Below are 15,140 nucleotides of genomic sequence, written 5' to 3'. Positions count from 1 at the left end.
CTGCGTCGCGCCGCCGCGGCTCAGGCCGCGATCCACTCCGCCAGCGCGGCGCGCGCGCGATCGGTGTACAGCTTCTTGCGATCCGCCTTCTTGGTGCGCCCGGGGATGGGCGGGAACAGGCCGAAGTTGACGTTCATCGGCTGGTAGCTCTCCGCCGCGGCGCCGCCGGTGATATGGCCGAGCAGCGCACCGAGGGCGGTCTCGACCGGCGGTGGCGCCATCACCTCACCGCGCAGCTCGGCGGCGGCGAAACGCCCTGCGAGCAACCCGATCGCGGCGCTCTCGACATAGCCCTCGCAGCCGGTGATCTGTCCGGCGAAGCGCAGGTTCGGGCGCGAGCGCAGCCGCAGCTGCGGGTCGAGCAGCTCGGGCGAGCGGATGAAGGTGTTGCGGTGCAGCCCGCCCAGTCGCGCGAACTCGGCCTTCTCCAGCCCTGGGATCGTGCGGAACAGCCGTACCTGCTCGGCATGTTTGAGCTTGGTCTGGAAGCCGACGATGTTCCACAAGGTCCCGTGGGCGTTGTCCTGGCGGAGCTGCACCGCGGCATAGGGCCACCGCCCGGTGCGCGGATCGTCGAGCCCGACGCCTTTCATCGGGCCGAAGCGCAGTGTTTCGCGCCCGCGCTCTGCCATGACCTCGATCGGCATGCAGCCCTCGAAATAGGGCACGTTCTCCCACTCGCGATACTCGCTCTTCTCGCCGGCGAGCAGGGCGTCGACGAAGGCGTGATACTGGTCCTTGTCGAGCGGGCAGTTGATGTAGTCCGTGCCGTCACCCTTGTTCCAGCGGCTCTGGAACCAGGCGGTGTCGAGGTCGATCGAGTCGCGGTGGACGATCGGCGCGATCGCGTCGAAGAAGGCCAGCGCGTCGCGGCCGGTCTCGCCCGCGATCCGCTCCGACAGCGCGGGAGCGGTGAGCGGGCCGGTGGCGACGATCGCCGGCGTATCGGGCAGCGTGTCGACGCGCTCGCGCACGATCGTCACGTTCGGGTGCGCCTCCAGGGCGGCGGTCACGCCGGCGGAGAAGCCGTCGCGGTCCATCGCCAGCGCCGAGCCGGCGGGAACGCGGTGGTGATCGCCCTCGCGAAGGATCAATGAGCCGAGCGCGCGCATCTCCTGGTGGAGCAGGCCGACCGCGTTGCTCTCGGCGTCGTCGGAGCGGAAGCTGTTCGAGCAGACCAGTTCGGCGAGCGAGTCGCCGTGGTGCGCCGGGGTGGTGTCGCCGCCGCCGCGCATCTCGGAGAGGCGGACGCGCCATCCCGCCTCGGCCAGCTGCCACGCCGCCTCCGAGCCGGCAAGTCCCCCGCCGATCACGTGAATGTCATGTTCCATGGGGTGCGCGATAGCGGCTCGCGCTTGCCTTGTCAGGTGCGCGCGCCCAGCGTGCCGCGATGACGATCTACACCATCGGCTATGAGGGGGCGACGGTCGACTCCTTCCTCGCCGCGCTGACGGCGGCGGGCGTGCGACGCGTGGTCGACGTGCGGGCGCTGCCGCTGTCGCGGCGGCCGGGCTTCTCCAAGTCGTCGCTCGCGGCGGCGCTGAAGGAGGTCGGGATCGACTATGTCCACCTCAAGCCGCTAGGCACGCCCAAGCCGGGGCGCGACGCCGCCAAGAAGGGCGACGTGGCGACGCTCACCGCGGTCTACGAGGCGCAGCTCGCGCTGCCCGAGGCGCAGGTGGCGGCGGCGCGGATGCTCGAGCTGGCCGACGAGCGGCCGAGCGCGCTGCTGTGCTTCGAGCGCGACCCGTGCCACTGCCATCGCACGCTGCTGCTGGCCGCGGTGGGCGAGGGGCGCGAGGTGGTCGACCTGTACGCGTGAGAGGCGGCGGCGCCGTGCTCCGGCGAGCGCAGGAGCCGAGGATGCACGGGTGCGACGCTGATCGCCCGGCTGCCGCGTTCGCGCGAGCACGCCTCGCGCGACCACGACCGTCACCTCGGTCCCGTCATGCCGGACTTGATCGGGATCCACCGTACCGCCTTCTCAACGGCCGGCAAGGACGCGGGATGGTAGGCCCGGGAACGAGTCCGGGGTGACGGCAGCGCGGGTGGCGACGGGAGACGACCGCATCGAGCCTCGTCACCCGTGGCGGCAGAGATGCCGGATCAAGTCCGGCATGACGGAAGGTCGTAGGCGACCACGTCGTCCTCCGCCCGCCTCACCCCGCCACGGGCAGCTTCACCGTGCCGTCGTCGCCCCGCTCCAGCGGTCCATAGGCAATCACCGTCTCGAGCAGCAGCGGCTCGTAGAGGTGCGGGAAGAGCTGACCCTCGCGGGCCGCCTCCCATCGCACACGGTCGCCATAAGCGACGAGGTCGACCGCGGCGACGTGGAGGTCGTCCTGACCGGCGAAATGCTTGTCCACCGTCGCGGTGAGCTGCGCCGCGGTCGAGAGGTGGACGTAACCGTCCGCCAGATCGACCGGCGCCCCGTCGAACCGCGCGTCACGCTCCAGCGCAGCGATCTGCTCGCCGGTGAGGACCTTATAGGCCAGCATCGGTCGCTCGTCCGCCATCACGCCGGCTCCCCATCATCGTCGTCGCTCTCGTCGACCTGCTCGCCGAGCGTGTCCGGCCCGGTGCCGTCGTCGAGCGTCAGCCGATCGCCCGCCGCGACCGGCGCCGCCTCGTCGAGCTCGGCCGCGACCGCCGCCTCGGCGGCGTCCTCGGGCTCGGGCTCCTCGTCGATCCGCGCCGCCGAGACGACATGCTCGTCCGCCGCGACGTTGAACAGGCGCACGCCGGCCGAGCCGCGCCCGATCACGCGCAGGGAGGCGAGCGGCATGCGGATCATCTTGGCCTGGTCGGTCACCAGCATCAGCTGCTCGGCCTTGCTCGCCGCGAAGCTCGCCACCACCGCGCCGTTGCGCGCGATATTGTCGATGTTGGTGATGCCCTGGCCGCCGCGCCCGGTGCGGCGATACTCGTAGGCGGAGCTCAGCTTGCCATAGCCGTTGGCGCAGACCGTCAGCACGAACTGCTCCTTGGCGCGCAGCTCCTCGAAGCGGATCTGATCCATCGCGCGCGGCGCGCGGTCCGCGTCCTCGGCCTTCCACGGCGCGTGGCGAAGGTAATCGTCGCGCTCCTCCTGGTCGCGGATGCCGGCGCGGTGCAGCACCGACAGCGAGATCACCTGATCGTCGCCCTTGAGCGCGATCCCGCGCACGCCGGTCGAGTTGCGGCTCTGGAACTCGCGCACCTCGTCGGCGGCGAAGCGGATCGCCTTGCCGCACTTGCTCGCCAGCAGCACGTCGTCGCCCTCGTCGAGCAGCGCCACGCCGATCAGCCGGTCGTCCGCGTCCTCGCCCTCGAACTTCATCGCGATCTTGCCGTTGGACGGGACGTTGGTGAAGGCGTCCATGCTGTTGCGCCGGACCGATCCCTTGGCGGTGGCGAACATCACGTGGAGCTTGCCCCATTCCGCCTCGTCCTCGGGCAGCGGCAGCACGGTGGAGATCGTCTCGCCCTGCTCGAGCGGGAGCAGGTTGATCATCGGCCGCCCGCGCGTGGCCGGGCCGCCCTCGGGCAGCTTCCACACCTTCATGCGATAGACGCGGCCGAGCGTGGAGAAGAACAGCACCGGCGTGTGCGTCGAGGTGACGAACAGCTTGGTGACCACGTCCTCGTCCTTGGTCGCCATCGCGCTGCGGCCCTTCCCGCCGCGCGCCTGGGCGCGGAAGGCGTCGAGCGGCGTGCGCTTGATATAGCCCGCCATGGTGACGGTGACGACCATCTCCTCGCGCTCGATCAGGTCCTCGTCGTCGATCCCGTCCGCCGCGGCGGCGATCTCGGTGCGCCGCGGCGTGGCGAACTGCTCGCGCACGTCGCGGAATTCCTCGCGCATCACGGCGTAGAGCTTCACGCGGTCGGACAGGATCGCGAGCAGCTCCGTGATCGAGTCGGCCAGCGTCTTGAGCTCGTCGCCGATCTCGTCGCGGCCGAGCGCGGTGAGGCGGTGGAGCCGCAGGTCGAGGATGGCGCGGACCTGCACCTCGCTGAGGCGGTAGGTGTCGCCCGCGACGTCGGTCTCGAGCGCCTCGACCAGGCGCAGATAGGGCGCGATCTCGGCGATCGGCCAGTCGCGCGCGAGCAGCGCCGCGCGCGCCTCGGCCGGGCTCGACGAGCCGCGGATGATCCGCACCACCTCGTCGAGGTTGGTCACCGCGATGACCAGGCCGAGCAAGATGTGCGCGCGCTCGCGTGCCTTGTTGAGCTCGAACTTGGCGCGCCGCGTGATCACCTGCTCGCGGAAGCTGACGAAGGCGGCGATGATGTCGCGCAGGTTGAGCAGCTCGGGCCGGCCGCCGCGGATCGCCAGCATGTTCGCCGGGAAGGAGCCCTGCGCCGGCGTGTGGCGCCACAGCTGGTTGAGCACCACCTCGGGCGTGGCGTCGCGCTTGAGATCGATGACGATCCGCACGCCCTCACGGTTCGACTCGTCGCGGATGTCGCTGACGCCCTCGACCCGCTTCTCCTTGGCGGCATCGGCGATCTTCTCGACCAGCGCGTTCTTGCCCTGCTGGAACGGGATCTCGGTCAGCACGATCGAGGTGCGATCGCCGCGCCCGGTCTCGATCGTGTGGCGCGAGCGCACGATGATCGAGCCGCGCCCGGTCTCATAGGCCGAGCGCGCGCCGGCGCGGCCGAGGATGATCGCGCCCGTTGGGAAGTCCGGGCCGGGGACGATCTCCATCAGCTCCTCGGTCGTGATCGCCCCGTTGTCGAGATACGCCAGACAGGCGTCGACCACCTCGCCGAGATTGTGCGGCGGGATGTTGGTGGCCATGCCGACCGCGATGCCGCCGGCGCCGTTGACGAGCAGGTTGGGGAAGCGCGCGGGGAGCACCTGCGGCTCGCGCTCGCTCGCGTCATAATTGGGCTGGAAGTCGACCGTGTCCTTGTCGAGGTCGTCCAGCAGGTAGTTGGCCGCCTTGGCGAGCCGCGCCTCGGTGTAGCGCATCGCCGCGGGCGGATCGGGGTCCATCGAGCCGAAATTGCCCTGGCCGTCGATCAGCGGCAGCCGCATCGACCAGTCCTGCGTCATGCGCGCCAAGGCGTCGTAGATCGCGGTGTCGCCGTGCGGGTGATATTTACCGATCACGTCGCCGACGATGCGCGCGGACTTGCGGTACGGCCGGTTGTAGAGGAAGCCGCTCTCGCTCGCGGAGAAGAGGATGCGGCGGTGGACCGGCTTGAGGCCGTCGCGCACGTCGGGCAGCGCGCGCGCGACGATCACGCTCATGGCGTAATCGAGGTAGCTGGTCTTCATCTCCTCGACGATGGAGATGGGGGCGATGTCAGACGGATCGGCGAGGACGTTGTCGTCGGCCAAGATGCTTCTTTCTTTTGCGGAATCGTTGCTGGGTGGGGTGTAGGCCGGCGCGGCCACAAAGTCACGCGTACGCGCGCGTGCGCGTGAGGGGCGTTACCCGATGCGGGGGGGTGCGTGGCCCGGCCTTCGCCGGGGCACGCACCTAAGGCGCGATCTCGACGCCGTCCCAGGCGAAGATCTTGCCGCTGTCGGCAGGGCGCAGCCCGTCGAGCACGTCGAGCAGCTGCACCGCCGCCCGCCCCGGCTGGAACAGGTCGCGCCCGCGCTGCTGGAACGGCTGGGACAGCCGCGTGTCGACCGTGCCCGGGTGCAGCGCCACCACCAGCCCGCGGTCGTTGCGGCGCTTGTCCTCGATCGCGAGCGTGCGGATCAGCTGGTTGAGCGCCGCCTTGCTGGCGCGATAGCCGTACCAGCCGCCGAGCCGGTTGTCCGAGATGCTGCCGACGCGCGCCGAGAGCGCAGCGAACACCGATCGGCCGGTGCGCGGCATGATCGGCAGGAAATGCTTGGCCACCAGCGCAGGCCCGATCGCGTTGACCGCATACTGCCGCGCCAGCCAGGCCGGGTCGAGGTCGCGCAATGCCTTCTCCGGCCCGTGCTCGGCGTCGTGGAGCAGCCCGGTGGCGACCACCACCAGCTCCGGCGTGCCCGCGCGCGTCGCCGCGGCGGCGACGCTCGCCTCGTCTGTGACGTCGAGGTCGGCGCGCGCGAGCCGGAGCACCTCGTCGCCTTCCTCCTCCAGCGCCTCCGCGAGCGCGGCGCCGATGCCGCCGCCGGCGCCGACCACCACCGCGCGGGTCATGCCGCGCGCTCGAAGGTCCAGCGCGCGTCATCGCTCCGGTCGGCGGCGAAGCGGTAGCCGGCGGTGTCGAACGCCTTCATGCCGTCCACCTCGGTGACATGATGCTCGACCAGATAGCGCGCCATCATCCCGCGCGCCTTCTTGGCGTGGAAGCTGACGAAGCGGCCATCCGCCTCGCGGAAGTCGACCGCGATCACGCCCACGTCGGCGGGCAGCCGGTCGGCGACCACCTCCCAATATTCCTGGCTGGCGAGATTGAGCACGACCCCCGACCCCTCCGCGGCGAGATCCTCCGCGAGCGCCGTCGCGACGCGATCGTCCCACCAGTCGGTCAGCTTCTTCTTCCGCGGCGCCCAGCGCGTGCCCATCTCGAGTCGATACGGGCGGATCCCGTCGAGTGGGCGCAGGATGCCGTAGAGGCCCGATAGCAGGCGGACATGGTCCTGCGCGAACCGCACTCCTGGCTCGTCGAGCGTCCACGCCTCGAACCCGGCATAGACGTCGCCCGCGAAGGTGTAGAGCGCGGGACGCTCCTCGGCCGCGTCGAAGTCGCGGAAGCGACCGGCGTTGAGCTTGGCCAGCGCGGGCGAGATCTTCATCAGCTCGGCCAGCCTCTTCTGCGTGAGGTGCGAGGCGGCATGTGCCAGCGTCGCGGCCTCTGCGGCGAAGCGCGCGGGCGTGGCGGGGAAGGGCGGCGGGGTCTCGAGGTCCAGCGTCTTGGCGGGCGACAGCACGGCGATCATGCCGCCGCCCTACGCCGGCCCCGAGGCACGTTCAATCGCGGTTCAGCGGCGACACGCAATGTCACCCACGCTTCCTTGAACCGCCGCGTGACCGGCACTAGAGCGGCGGGCGAGCGTTTCGCCTGAGCTTTTCTGGCGCGATTTTCTGGAGAGACCTGTCGATGAAGATGCTTTCGAACGCCGTCATGGCCGCGCTGCTCGCCGGGGGCGCCACGGTCGCGCTCGCGCAGCCCGCGCTCGCGCAGAAGAAAGATGAGAAGAAGGACCAGGGCTCGCAGCTGAAGCTGAGCAACGAGGTCCGCGGCCCCGCGGCGCAGGCGCAGACCGCGCTCGCCGCCAAGGACGCGGCCACCGCGACGCCGCTGGTGGCGCAGGTCGAGGCCGCGGCCAAGACCGACGACGAGAAGTATATCGCGGCGGCGCTGCGGCTGAACCTCGAGGCGATCAAGATGGACAGCGGCGGCGGTTCGACCGGCCTGACCGCGCCGCTCGACGCGCTGATCGCCAGCCCGCGCACCCCGCAGGCCGACAAGGCACGCTACGCCTATCAGCGCGGCGTGATCGCGGCCAACGCCAAGGATCCGGCCGGCGCGTCGCGCTTCTTCGAGCAGGCGCAGCAGCTCGGTTACAACGATCCGAACCTGCCGCTGCAGCTCGTCAAGCTGAAGATGGACTCGGGCGACGTCGCGGGCGGCTCGGCCGCGCTGGCCAAGATGGTCGACCAGCAGGTCGCCGCCGGCACCAAGCCGAGCGAGGACATCTACAAATACGCCATCGCCAAGAACAACCAGGCGAAGAACAACGCCGAGACGGTGGCCTGGATGCGGCGCTACCTGGCGGCGTATCCGACCAAGAAGAACTGGCGCGACATGCTGACCTTCTGGGGCATCCAGACGCAGGCGGTGGCGACGCTCGACAAGAACCAGAAGGTCGACCTGTTCCGCCTGCTGCGCACGGGCAAGGCGTTGGCCGACCAGTATGACTATGAGATCTACGCGCAGTGGACCTTCGACCAGGGCCTGCCGTGGGAGTCCAAGGCGGTGCTGACCGAGGGCAAGGCCGCGGGCAAGATCCCGGCCGACAGCGCCAACGCCAACAGCCTGCTCGCGGCGTCGAACAAGTCGATCTCGAACGAGGGCTCGATGGCCGCGGTCGAGGCACGCGCGCAGAAAGCGGCGGACGGCAAGCTCGCCGCCAGCACCGCCGACGCCTATCTGGGCACCGGCGAGTGGGCCAAGTCGGTCGCGCTGTACCGCGCCGCGCTGCAGAAGGGCGGGGTCGACGCGAACACGGTGAACACGCGCCTCGGCATCGCGCTCGCCAACTCGGGCGACACCGCGGGCGCCAAGACCGCTTTCCAGGCGGTGCAGGGCAGCCCGCGCGCGGACATCGCCGCCTGGTGGATCGAGTTCCTCGATCACCCGCCGCAGGCCTGAGGTGAGGTCACGGCCGCGCCTCCGCTGGGCGCGGCCGATCCTCCCCGCTGGCGAGCGGGGCAGCGTGCGCAGCATGGTGGAGGGGGTTTCCGCCGACGCGCGGCGCTCGATGTGGACGTCACGCGGCGACGCAGGGGCGGAGAGCCCCCGTCGGCGCTCCGTGCTGCGACCTTCCCGTGCCGGGGCGGAGTCAGCCGATCGGCACGCCGACCTGCGACTTGGAGGTTCGGATCGTCAGCGACGACTTCACGCTCGCCACGTTGGGCGCGGAGGTGAGCTTGGTCGTCAGGATGCGCTGGAAGCTCTCCAGGTCGGCGGCGACGATCTTCAGGATGAAGTCGATCTCGCCGTTGAGCATGTGGCATTCGCGCACCTCGGGGATGGCGGCGACATGGCCCTCGAAGGCGGCGAGGTCCTGCTCGGCCTGGCTGCGCAGGCTCACCATCGCGAAGACGGTGATGGGGAAACCGAGCTGCGCCGGGTCGCACTCGGCGTGGTAGCCGCGGATCACCCCCGCCTGTTCCAGCGCGCGAACGCGGCGCAGGCACGGCGGGGCGGTCAGCCCGACACGCTCGGCCAGCTCCACGTTGGTCATGCGCCCGTCCTCCTGCAGTAGCGAGAGGATTTGCCGGTCGATGCGGTCCAGGGTCATGACGCCTCTTAGCTGCTGATCGCGCAGTTTCGCGATAGCTTCGGAACGCCCCGCTACAATAAAATTACGCGGCAGCGCAATTGTGCCAAGCTGCGACATGGCCGCTTTTCGCGCCGCAATGAGCGTTAGCGACGGTCTCGGGCCGGCCCTATGTACGGCCGAGGCGAGCCGACGGCCCGCCGACCATCAGCAGCAGAGGGCTATCCACCGGTGCGGTTCGACGACAGTCTGAAGACCGTTCTCGCCGCCGACGTCTCGACGGCGTTCGGCGCGCGCGCGGCTTTCCGCCAGCTGGTCGACCTGATCGGGCGCGGGCGCGCGCCGGCCGAACCCGCCCTGGTGGCGCGGCTGCGCGACCTGCGCGTCACCGTGCCCGCCGAGGTCCGCGCGGCGGCGGCGCGGGGGCTCGCCCTGGCCGATCCGCCCGCCGCGCTCGTCGCCTTCTTCGCCGAGGACACGCCCGAGATCGCCGCGACGATGCTGCGCGTCGCGCGGCTGGCGCCGGAGGAGTGGGACCTGCTGCTGCCGCAGCTCGGCCCGCACGGCCGCAGCGTGCTGCGCCGGCGCAGCGATCTCGCGCCGTCGGTCGGCCGCGCGCTCGAGGCGTTCGGATCGACCGACTATGCGTTGCCCGAGCCCGTTGCGTCGCCCGCGACCGCGGCAGCGCCGCCCGCGGGCACGGGCGCGAGTGGTGCTGGCGAGCGGTTCGAGGTGGCCGACCTCGTCCATCGCATCGAAGCCTATCAGCGCCAGCGCGGCGCCGCGCTCGGCCTCACCGGTGCGACGCCACCGCCGGTGCACGCCTTCCGTTTCGAGACCGACGCCGCCGGCATCATTCGCTGGGTGGATACCGGCCCGCGCGGCGCGCTGATCGGGCTGTCGCTCAACCATGACGCCGCGCTGGCGCCGTCGCACCACCACGTCGATGGCGTCGCCGCTGGCGCCTTCCGCAAGCGCGCCACCTTCGCCGACGCGCGGCTTCATGTGCCGGGCGAGTCCGCCGTGGGCGGCGACTGGCGTATCTCGGGCGCGCCGATGTTCGATCTCGCCAGCGGCAGCTTCGTCGGTTTCCGCGGTCGCGCGCGGCGACCGCGGGCCGAGGAGAGCGCGGCGGCGACGCGGTCGATGGCCGGCGGCGCCGGGGCGGAAGGGCTCCGGCGTCTCGTCCACGAGCTGCGCACGCCGACCAACGCGATCGCGGGCTTCTCCGAGCTGATCGAGCAGGAACTGCTCGGTCCGGTGCCACCGCGCTACCGCGACCGCGCGGCGGCGATCCGACGCCATGTCGCCGGCCTCATCGGCGCGATCGACGACCTCGACCTCGCCGCGCGGCTCGAGGGCAACGCGCTCGACCTGCGCGACGACGTGGTCGCGGTCGCGCCGCTGCTGGCGCGCGTCGCGCAGGATCTGGCGCCGCTCGCCGCGTTGCGTGGCGGCGCGCTGGCGCTGCCCGAACCCGGCGCGGCGCGCTGGGCCGCCGACGCACACGCCGCCGAGCGACTGGTACAGCGGCTGCTCGCGACGCTGCTGGCCGCTGCGACCGGCGGTGAACTGCTCGGTCTCGCGGTCGAGAGTGCCGGCGAGGCGGTGACGCTGGTGATCGCGCTACCCGCGGCGCTGGCTGGGCGCGACGAGGCCGCGCTGCTCGCGCTCGACGATGAGGCGGTGAGCGATGACGACGGGGCGCCGCTGCTCGGCACCGGCTTCGCGCTGCGGCTGGCGCGCAACCTCGCGCTCGAGCTGGGCGGGCGGCTCGACTTCCTGCCCGAGCGGCTGCGGCTGGCGCTGCCGAGCGCGGCGACGACGGCCGCGCCGGGTGATGACGACGGCGACGCGCCGCGCGATCATGCGCGGGGCGGGAACTGAGTCGGCTTGCCAGTCGGCCCGGCGTGCCGCTACGTGGCCCCACCGACGCGGGCGGGCCTGTAGCTCAACGGTTAGAGCTGGCCGCTCATAACGGCTAGGTTGCGGGTTCGAGTCCTGCCGGGCCCACCACCGCTCGCGTCGGAGCACCTGACCTGGCGCAGCCTCGCGGCGCTTGCGTCGGCTTGAGCGAGGGCGCATGGGCGCGGTCATGGCGATGCCGGGCAGCCCCGTCGACGAGACCGGCACGTTGGTGCGCGAGGGCGGCGCCTTCATCCTCCAGCGCGATCGCGGCGGCACCTTCGTGCTCGAGCTTCAGCGCGTCCCGGTCGACCATATCGCCAAGCGCGTGCGCATCCGTGGCGTGCTGATCGATGCGGCGCGCGTCAGCGTCGACGGCGTGGCGGCGGCGTGAGCGCCCCCCGGCGCTGGCTCGCGGTGGCGCCGCTCGCGCTCGCCGGATGCAGCGCCGGCGTGCTCGACCCGCGGGGACCGGTGGCGCGCGCCGAGAAGCAGATCCTGTTCGACTCGCTCGGGGCGATGCTGCTCATCGTGGTGCCGGTGATGGTGGCGACGGTCGCCTTCGCCTGGTGGTTCCGCGCCGGCAACCGACGCGCGCGCTATCGGCCGGACTGGGATTATTCGGGCAAGCTCGAGCTGTTGATCTGGTCGGTGCCCGCGATGATCGTGCTGTTCCTCGGCGGTACCGGCTGGGTCGGGGCGCATCTGCTCGACCCGCGCCGACCGATCCCGGCCAACGTCGCGCCGATCGAGGTGCAGGTGGTCGCGCTCGATTGGAAGTGGCTGTTCCTCTACCCCGGCCAGCGCGTCGCCACGGTCAACCGCCTCGTCGTGCCGGCGGGCACGCCGATCCACTTTCGGCTCACCTCGGCGACGGTGATGAACAGCTTCTTCGTGCCGCAGCTGGGCAGCCAGATCTACGCCATGGCGGGGATGGAGGCGCAGCTCCGTCTCGCCGCCGATCACCCCGGACGCTATCCCGGCATCGCCGCGCATTATAGCGGCAAAGGCTTCTCCGACATGACCTTCACCGTCGACGCGCTGCCCGCGGCGCAGTTCACCGCTTGGGCGGCGCAGGCACGCGCGGCGCCGCCGCTGGACGAGACGCGCTACCGCCAGCTCGCGCGGCGCGGCACGCTGCCCCGGCCGCTGGTGTTCGGCACCGCGCCGCCGCGGCTGTTCGACGCCATCGTGGCGCAACGCGCGCCCGCGGCGGAGCGTCCGCGCGACGCCAGCAACCAGGGCGAGGCCGACGCCGAGGCGGGCAAGTGACGCTGCTCGGGCGGCTGAGCTGGGACGCCATCCCGCTGCACGAACCGATCGTGATGGTCACCGCCGGCGTGCTGTTCGTAGTGCTGCTGGGCACCGGGGCGACGATCCTGCTGAAGGGCTGGCTGCCGTATCTGTGGCGCGAGTGGATCACCTCGGTCGACCATAAGCGCATCGGCGTGATGTACTGTCTGCTCGCGCTGGTGATGCTGATCCGCGGCTTCGCGGACGCGCTGATGATGCGCTCGCATCAGGCCATGGCGGTTGGCGCGGGCAAGGGTTTCCTGCCGCCCGACCACTATGACCAGATCTTCAGCGCGCACGGCACGATCATGATCTTCTTCGTGGCGATGCCGTTCATGATCGGGCTGATGAACTTCGCGGTACCGCTCCAGCTGGGCGTGCGCGACGTCGCCTTTCCGACGCTCAACTCGGTGAGCTTCTGGCTCACCGCCACCGGCGTGCTGCTGATCAACACCAGTCTCATCGTCGGTGAGTTCGCGCGGACCGGCTGGCTGGTCTACCCGCCGCTGAGCGAGCGCGCCTTCTCGCCCGGGGTCGGGGTCGACTACTATCTCTGGGCGTTGCAGATCTCGGGCGCGGGGACGCTACTCGGCGGGATCAACCTGGTCACGACGATCCTGAAGATGCGCGCGCCCGGCATGCGCTACACCCGCATGCCGATCTTCTGCTGGACCGCGCTGGCGAGCAACCTGCTGATCGTGGCGGCCTTCCCCATCCTGACCGCGACGCTGATCATGCTGACGCTGGATCGCTACCTGGGCTTCCACTTCTTCACCAACGCGGCGGGCGGCAACCAGATGCTGTTCGTCAACCTGATCTGGGCCTGGGGCCATCCCGAGGTCTATATCCTGGTGCTGCCCGCCTTCGGGATCTTCAGCGAGATCATCGCGACCTTCAGCGGCAAGCCGCTGTTCGGCTATCGCTCGATGGTGCTCGCCACGCTCGCGATCTGCGTCCTCTCCTTCATGGTTTGGCTGCACCATTTCTTCACCATGGGGGCGGGGGCGGACGTCAACGGCGTGTTCGGCGTGATGACGATGATCATCGCGGTGCCGACCGGCGTGAAGGTCTTCAACTGGCTGTTCACGATGTACGGCGGGCGGCTGCGCTTCGAGGTGCCGATGCTGTGGGCGGTGGCGTTCATCCCCACCTTCGTCGTCGGCGGGATGACCGGCGTGCTGCTGGCGGTGCCCCCGGCCGATTTCGTGCTCCACAACTCGGTGTTCCTGGTGGCGCATTTCCACAACGTGATCATCGGCGGCGTGCTGTTCAGCGCCTTCGCGGGCTACAGCTACTGGTTCCCCAAGGCATTCGGCTTCCGCCTGCACGACGGCTGGGGCAAGGCCGCGGTGATGCTGTGGGTGAGCGGCTTCTATCTCGCCTTCATGCCGCTCTACGCGCTCGGGCTGATGGGCATGACGCGTCGGCTCCAGCATTACGACAACCCGGCGTGGCAGCCCTGGCTGGTCGCCGCCTGGCTCGGGGCGCTGCTGATCCTGGGGGGGATCGCGAGCCTGGCGATGCAGCTCTACGTCTCGGTGCGCGAGCGCCGCTCGCTCGCCGACGAGACCGGCGATCCGTGGGACGGGCGCACGCTGGAATGGGCGACGCGCTCGCCGCCGCCGCCGTGGAACTTCGCGCGGTTGCCCCAGGTCGAAGGGCGGGACGCGCTCGCGCTGATGAAGCGCGGCGAGGCGGAGGAGACGCCCGAGCCGCTGGAGCCGATCGAGATGCCGCGCAACAGCGCCTACGGCTTCGTCGGCGCCTTCTTCACCTATCTCACCGGCTTCGCGCTGGTGTGGCACATCTGGTGGCTGGTGGTGCTGGGCGTGCTCGCCGGCTTCGCGACGACGTTGTGGATCGCCTGGCACCAGCCCGGCGAGCAGGAGATCGGCGTCGCCGAGCTCCGCGCGCTGGAGCCGGCGGCATGAGCGGCGAGATCGCCGACCCGCGCCACGAGGGCGACAAGGGCTGGAGGAGCGATCCCCCCGGCCACGGGGAGGGCGGTCCCGCGCCCAAGCAGGTGACGGTGGCGTTCGGCTTCTGGATCTTCCTGCTCAGCGACATCATCATGTTCTCGGGGCTGTTCGCTGCCTATGCGGTGCTCGCGCCCAACACCGCCGGCGGCCCGGAAGGGAGCGAGCTGTTCGAGCTGCGGCTGGTCTTCGTCGAGACCCTGTGCCTGCTCTTCTCCAGCTTCACCTGCGGCGTGATGTCGATCATGGCGGTGAAGGAGCGTGCCGGGGCAACGTATCTGTGGGGGGCGCTCACCGCGCTGCTCGGGCTCGGCTTCCTCGCGATCGAGCTGTACGAGCTGACCCACCTGGTCCTCGAGGGCGCGGCGCCGACGCGCAGCGCCTTCCTCTCCGCGCTGTTCACCCTCGTGGGCGCGCACGGGCTGCACGTCGCCGCCGGGCTGGTGTGGCTGACGGTGATGATGGGGCAGGTGGCGACGCTCGGCTTCACCGACGCGGTGGAGCGGCGGCTGCTGTGCTTCGGCCTCTACTGGCACGCGCTCGACATCATCTGGGTCGCGCTGTTCACCGTCGTCTATCTGTACGGAGTGATGGGATGAGCGAGCAGAAGGGTGATCGTCACCTCGACCACGCCCCCGGCGGCCATCAGGAGGGGGCGGCGCGGCTCTCGACCTATCTCGCCGGATTGGGGCTGGCGCTGCTGCTGACGGTGGCGTCGTTCGCGCTGGTCGGCTCGGGCGCGGTCTGGGCGCCGGCGATCCCGATCCTGCTCGCGGTGCTGGCGGTGGCGCAGATGGGCGTGCACCTCGTCTTCTTCCTCCACATCACGAGCGGGCCGGAGAACACCAACAACACGCTGGCGCTGGCGTTCGGCGTGATGATCGTGGTGCTGACCGTGGGGGGCACGCTGTGGATCATGGCGCACCTCGACCACAACATGATGCCGATGGCGGCGATGGCAAAGCCGTGACGGGTCAGATCCTCACCGCCAGGCGGGGAGGATCTGCGTAGCGGCCGGCGCC

At 70.7% G+C, this 15,140-nt stretch carries 14 protein-coding genes and 1 tRNA gene; 9 read left to right on the top strand and 6 right to left on the bottom strand.

Going from position 1 to position 15,140, the window contains the following annotated elements; translation table 11 throughout:
* Positions 1–20: 20 nt before the first annotated feature.
* Positions 21–1,331 carry a methylenetetrahydrofolate--tRNA-(uracil(54)-C(5))-methyltransferase (FADH(2)-oxidizing) TrmFO gene (gene trmFO / locus FHY05_RS07475; RefSeq protein ID WP_183943753.1) on the bottom strand — a complete coding sequence of 437 codons (1,311 nt, stop codon included), beginning with the start codon at positions 1,329–1,331 and terminating at the stop codon, positions 21–23.
* A 59-nt stretch (positions 1,332–1,390) separates the two neighbouring features.
* Between trmFO and FHY05_RS07470 the strand changes: the two genes are divergently transcribed.
* Positions 1,391–1,822 (top strand): DUF488 family protein, encoded by a 432-nt coding sequence (locus FHY05_RS07470; protein ID WP_183943752.1) that lies wholly within the window; start codon positions 1,391–1,393, stop codon positions 1,820–1,822.
* Positions 1,823–2,159: 337 nt separating this feature from the next.
* Here FHY05_RS07470 and FHY05_RS07465 read toward each other — a convergent pair whose 3' ends face one another.
* The 4 genes from FHY05_RS07465 to FHY05_RS07450 form a co-directional block, all read right to left on the bottom strand.
* The gene (locus FHY05_RS07465; protein WP_183943751.1) at positions 2,160–2,516 is read right to left on the bottom strand and encodes a DUF952 domain-containing protein; all 357 of its coding nucleotides are present in this window, start codon (positions 2,514–2,516) and stop codon (positions 2,160–2,162) included.
* Entirely contained in the window at positions 2,516–5,332 is a 2,817-nt protein-coding gene (gyrA, locus tag FHY05_RS07460) for a DNA gyrase subunit A (RefSeq protein ID WP_183943750.1), read from the bottom strand. The genes FHY05_RS07465 and gyrA overlap by 1 nt, the downstream gene beginning before the upstream one ends.
* Before the next feature lie 142 nt (positions 5,333–5,474).
* Complete coding sequence (locus FHY05_RS07455; RefSeq protein WP_183943749.1) at positions 5,475–6,134, bottom strand: SDR family oxidoreductase; 660 nt, start codon at positions 6,132–6,134, stop codon at positions 5,475–5,477.
* The gene (locus FHY05_RS07450) at positions 6,131–6,877 is read right to left on the bottom strand and encodes a YaaA family protein (protein WP_183943748.1); all 747 of its coding nucleotides are present in this window, start codon (positions 6,875–6,877) and stop codon (positions 6,131–6,133) included. Before FHY05_RS07450 ends, FHY05_RS07455 begins: the two co-directional genes overlap by 4 nt.
* A 161-nt stretch (positions 6,878–7,038) precedes the next feature.
* On the opposite strand from FHY05_RS07450, the gene FHY05_RS07445 reads away from it, so the two are divergent.
* Positions 7,039–8,313 (top strand): hypothetical protein, encoded by a 1,275-nt coding sequence (locus FHY05_RS07445; RefSeq protein ID WP_183943747.1) that lies wholly within the window; start codon positions 7,039–7,041, stop codon positions 8,311–8,313.
* 190 nt (positions 8,314–8,503) lie between these two features.
* Here the strand turns inward: FHY05_RS07445 and FHY05_RS07440 are convergent, their stop codons facing one another.
* A complete protein-coding gene (locus tag FHY05_RS07440; RefSeq protein WP_183943746.1) occupies positions 8,504–8,965 on the bottom strand; it encodes an Lrp/AsnC family transcriptional regulator in 462 nt (153 codons plus the stop codon).
* 210 nt (positions 8,966–9,175) lie between these two features.
* Here FHY05_RS07440 and FHY05_RS07435 point away from each other — a divergent pair, with 210 nt between their 5' ends.
* The 7 genes from FHY05_RS07435 to cyoD all read left to right on the top strand — a co-directional run bounded on the left by FHY05_RS07435 (position 9,176) and on the right by cyoD (position 15,088).
* A complete protein-coding gene (locus tag FHY05_RS07435) occupies positions 9,176–10,831 on the top strand; it encodes a histidine kinase dimerization/phospho-acceptor domain-containing protein (protein WP_311732401.1) in 1,656 nt (551 codons plus the stop codon).
* Between the two features lie 53 nt (positions 10,832–10,884).
* Positions 10,885–10,960: transfer RNA gene (locus FHY05_RS07430), tRNA-Ile, on the top strand.
* Between the two features lie 67 nt (positions 10,961–11,027).
* Positions 11,028–11,243: a DUF5818 domain-containing protein gene (locus FHY05_RS07425; RefSeq protein ID WP_260181377.1), complete on the top strand. Its 216-nt coding sequence runs from the start codon at positions 11,028–11,030 to the stop codon at positions 11,241–11,243.
* Positions 11,240–12,121: a ubiquinol oxidase subunit II gene (gene cyoA, locus FHY05_RS07420; RefSeq protein WP_183943745.1), complete on the top strand. Its 882-nt coding sequence runs from the start codon at positions 11,240–11,242 to the stop codon at positions 12,119–12,121. Before FHY05_RS07425 ends, cyoA begins: the two co-directional genes overlap by 4 nt.
* Positions 12,118–14,073 carry a cytochrome o ubiquinol oxidase subunit I gene (gene cyoB / locus FHY05_RS07415; protein WP_311732400.1) on the top strand — a complete coding sequence of 652 codons (1,956 nt, stop codon included), beginning with the start codon at positions 12,118–12,120 and terminating at the stop codon, positions 14,071–14,073. Before cyoA ends, cyoB begins: the two co-directional genes overlap by 4 nt.
* Complete coding sequence (gene cyoC, locus FHY05_RS07410) at positions 14,070–14,717, top strand: cytochrome o ubiquinol oxidase subunit III (RefSeq protein WP_183943744.1); 648 nt, start codon at positions 14,070–14,072, stop codon at positions 14,715–14,717. The genes cyoB and cyoC overlap by 4 nt, the downstream gene beginning before the upstream one ends.
* A complete protein-coding gene (gene cyoD, locus FHY05_RS07405; protein ID WP_183943743.1) occupies positions 14,714–15,088 on the top strand; it encodes a cytochrome o ubiquinol oxidase subunit IV in 375 nt (124 codons plus the stop codon). Before cyoC ends, cyoD begins: the two co-directional genes overlap by 4 nt.
* Positions 15,089–15,140: the final 52 nt, after the last annotated feature.

The sequence above is a fragment of the Sphingomonas sp. BK580 genome, from assembly GCF_014194975.1.
Classification (GTDB): domain Bacteria; phylum Pseudomonadota; class Alphaproteobacteria; order Sphingomonadales; family Sphingomonadaceae; genus Sphingomonas.
This window is presented reverse-complemented; position numbering and strand designations above follow the sequence as displayed.